Genomic DNA, 3073 nt, shown 5'->3' with positions numbered 1-3073 from the left:
GGCGATGGGCCGTAGAACGGCAACATTGGCGCGGCCATTTGATCGGCCATGATGAAAAGAATGTTCTTGCGCTTCATGTGATCGCGGCATTCCATAGTGGATGTTTATGCGAGAGTGCTGGGATCGAGGATGTAACCCATGCACTTTGCGGTAAAGCCCACGCGCAGCAATGACTAGGATAAGCACAGCTTATGTATGACGCTCTTGGTGACCTGTCTCTGGATTTACTTCGCGCGTTCGAAGCCGCGGCCCGTCAACGCAGCTTCACGGCTGCCGCCAATGAACTGGGCACTACCCAACCCGCCATCAGCCAGCAAATCAAGCGGCTGGAAGAACAGTTGGCCACACGTCTGTTCGACCGCATTTACCGCGGTATCGAACTGACCGAGGCCGGAATGATCCTTTTCGAGCAAGTTCAGCTTGGATTGCAGAATATCGATGCTGGTTTGAGTGCGATCAGCGCACAGCAGCAACACGAAGTGTTGCAAGTGGCGACCGATTTCGCTTTTGCTGCCTACTGGCTGATGCCGCGCCTGCACCGTTTTCACGCGGCCAATCCGCACGTGGATGTCAGCCTGGTCACCAGCGAGCGCAGCCACAACATGCTGCGTACGGATATCGATGTGGCGGTGTTATTCGGCGATGGCCGCTTCAAGCAGGGTGAAAGCCATTGGTTGTTCAGCGAAGAAGTATTCCCCGTGTGCAGCCCTCAGCTTCTGAATGAGCGTGCCCTGCCCTTGCCTGCCCAGTGTTTGTTGGAGTTCCCACTGTTGCACCTGCGCGGCGAGAACAGCAGTAACTGGTTTGACTGGAGCGGAGTGTTTCGAGAATTGGGCATCACTTCGCCCCCGGCCCCCGGCCAGTTGCGCTTCGACAACTACACCCTGTTGATACAAGCCGCGATTGGTGGTCAGGGCGTCGCCATTGGCTGGCGACACCTTGTGGATAACTTGCTGACGCAAGGCTTGTTGTGTCGCCCGATTGCGCAAACAGTGATTTCACGCTTGGGCTATTACGTGGTTCTGCCGCAACGCAAACGGCGTGGTGCGTTGATTCAACAGTTCGTCGACTGGTTGATGGAAGAACAGGCCAGTAGCGCGCAATCGCTGAACGGGATGGCGCTGCCCTCCATAGCGGTCTAGCTGTCTGCGGCGATGAAATTGACGTGCTCACCAATGTGCAAATTCAGCTGCAGCTCATCGGCAATCCCCGTGGCAGTGCGTGCCAGGCGTGCGAGCGGTTCGGCCAGGCCCGGTTCAAGGTTGCCGCCAGTCTGGCTGAAATGTTCGATGGTCAGGCCGGCCACTCCCCGTGGCGCGTTCACCAAAGTCCAATGCAACGTGCTGCTTTGCAGTGCTTCACGGATCTCTTCGGCGGCATGTCGTTCCAGGTCGTCTTCTAATTCGGGATCATCGAGAACTTCGAAATCCCCCACCACGAACAAACGGGCAATGCCCGCCGCCTGCATGCCCTCGATCAATGCATCCACTGCCAGCACTTGCTCGACCGGACCCGGCACGATGGATTTTTCCACATGCTCACTGTTGAACGGCAGGCCAGGTGCATCTAACAAGCAAATGACCGCCGAGCTGCCTGCCACACTTTGTTTCACCCGTTGAGCTGCGAAAAGATCGCCGGTCTTGGTGCGCAATCCCGGACGCGGCGCCAGCGCCGTCAGGTCGTCGAGAATGGCGATGACTTCGTGTTGGCGCCGCAGCATTTCAGCCATCAGCGCACTGCCCAGGCTACTCATGGCACCATAAAGCACCACTTTCACCACCGGGGTCTCGGCATTCTTCATGGCTGAACTCCCTTGTTTTCCCGCTTATATGGCGTACGACCTGCGGGAAACGGTGAGGGTTCTACCGGGTTTTAGAGGGATTACCCATGCAACGGATCAAGGGCTATCACGCCCACGTGTATTTCGATGCCAGTTCCATCGATCAGGCGCGGGCCTTGTGCGAGCAAGCTGCGCAATTGTTCCCGCTGAAAATGGGGCGCGTGCACGAACGCCCGGTCGGCCCGCATCCGGACTGGAGTTGCCAACTGGCGTTCGGACCGCAGCTGATCGGCGAAGTGCTGCCGTGGCTGGCGCTCAACCGCAAGGGCTTGGTGGTGTTCCTGCACCCGGACACCGGCGACGATCTGCTTGACCACAGCGAGCATGCGATCTGGATGGGGGCCATTCGTCCGCTCAATCTGTCTGTTTTTTGATCAGGGCGTTTCTTCGCCTTCGCCTTCACCTCGCAAGTGCTTGCGCAGAGTGCTGTTCTGCCGGGGGCTCGCGAAGGCTGCCCTTTGGTCCTGGCCCCGTCCGACGACCGGTTACACATCCGGTCAATGCTTTCATTGCCGAAAGCTGGCTGAAAGCTTCCCCGATTAGGATCGCCCCACTACCGGCAACAGACCGGTCGGCCAATGCCAGCGTTTTATCGCTCGCACAGCCCATTTAACAACAACAATGGTGACCCTGATGTCCTTTGAAACCCGCCGCTTCGCCGCCACTCCGCCCGTACGTCTCGTGCTTCCCGTTCTGCGCTGACCCACCCGGTTCGCCCATTCCCTAGCCGCGCTACGCCTGGAGTATTCCCATGCTGACTTTCCTTGGCTTCGCCATGGTCATCACGTTCATGTTCCTGATCATGACCAAGCGCCTGTCCGCGCTGATCGCCCTGATCATCATCCCGATTTTGTTCGCGCTGTTCGGTGGTTTCGCGCCGAAGATCGGCCCGATGATGCTCGAAGGCATCACCAAGCTTGCGCCGACCGGCGTGATGTTGATGTTCGCGATTCTGTACTTCGCCCTGATGATCGACTCCGGCCTGTTCGACCCGGCCGTGCGCAAGATCCTGAAAATGGTCAAGGGCGACCCGCTGAAAGTTTCGGTCGGTACCGCCGTACTGGCGCTGGTCGTTTCCCTCGATGGTGACGGTGCGACCACCTACATGATCTGCGTGGCCGCCATGTTGCCGCTCTACAGCCGCATCGGCATGAGCCCGCGGATCATGGCCGGCCTGATCATCCTCGCCGGTGGCGTGATGAACATGACCCCATGGGGCGGCCCGACCGCCCG

4 protein-coding genes are annotated in these 3073 nt (G+C 58.8%); 3 read left to right on the top strand and 1 reads right to left on the bottom strand.

The annotated features are described in order from the left end of the window. The first annotated feature begins 191 nt into the window (after positions 1–191). A complete protein-coding gene (locus tag D8V06_RS29340; protein WP_056854234.1) occupies positions 192–1142 on the top strand; it encodes a LysR family transcriptional regulator in 951 nt (316 codons plus the stop codon). On the opposite strand, the gene D8V06_RS29335 is transcribed toward D8V06_RS29340, so the two are convergent. Then, the gene (locus D8V06_RS29335; RefSeq protein WP_056854233.1) at positions 1139–1801 is read right to left on the bottom strand and encodes an NAD(P)H-binding protein; all 663 of its coding nucleotides are present in this window, start codon (positions 1799–1801) and stop codon (positions 1139–1141) included. The two genes, D8V06_RS29340 and D8V06_RS29335, sit on opposite strands and share 4 nt — an antisense overlap. Positions 1802–1887: 86 nt before the next feature. Here D8V06_RS29335 and D8V06_RS29330 point away from each other — a divergent pair, with 86 nt between their 5' ends. Together D8V06_RS29330 and D8V06_RS29325 are read left to right on the top strand one after the other, a co-directional pair. Further along, positions 1888–2214: a DOPA 4,5-dioxygenase family protein gene (locus D8V06_RS29330; RefSeq protein WP_056854232.1), complete on the top strand. Its 327-nt coding sequence runs from the start codon at positions 1888–1890 to the stop codon at positions 2212–2214. 377 nt (positions 2215–2591) lie between these two features. Beyond that, the coding region (locus D8V06_RS29325) for an SLC13 family permease (protein WP_277751322.1) at positions 2592–3073 on the top strand (482 nt) is incomplete at its 3' end.

It is taken from the genome of Pseudomonas sp. Sample_24, from assembly GCF_004307605.1.
Taxonomy (GTDB): Bacteria; Pseudomonadota; Gammaproteobacteria; order Pseudomonadales; family Pseudomonadaceae; genus Aquipseudomonas.
The sequence above is the reverse complement of the archived record's forward strand: the minus strand, read 5'-3'. Positions and strand labels throughout refer to the sequence as shown.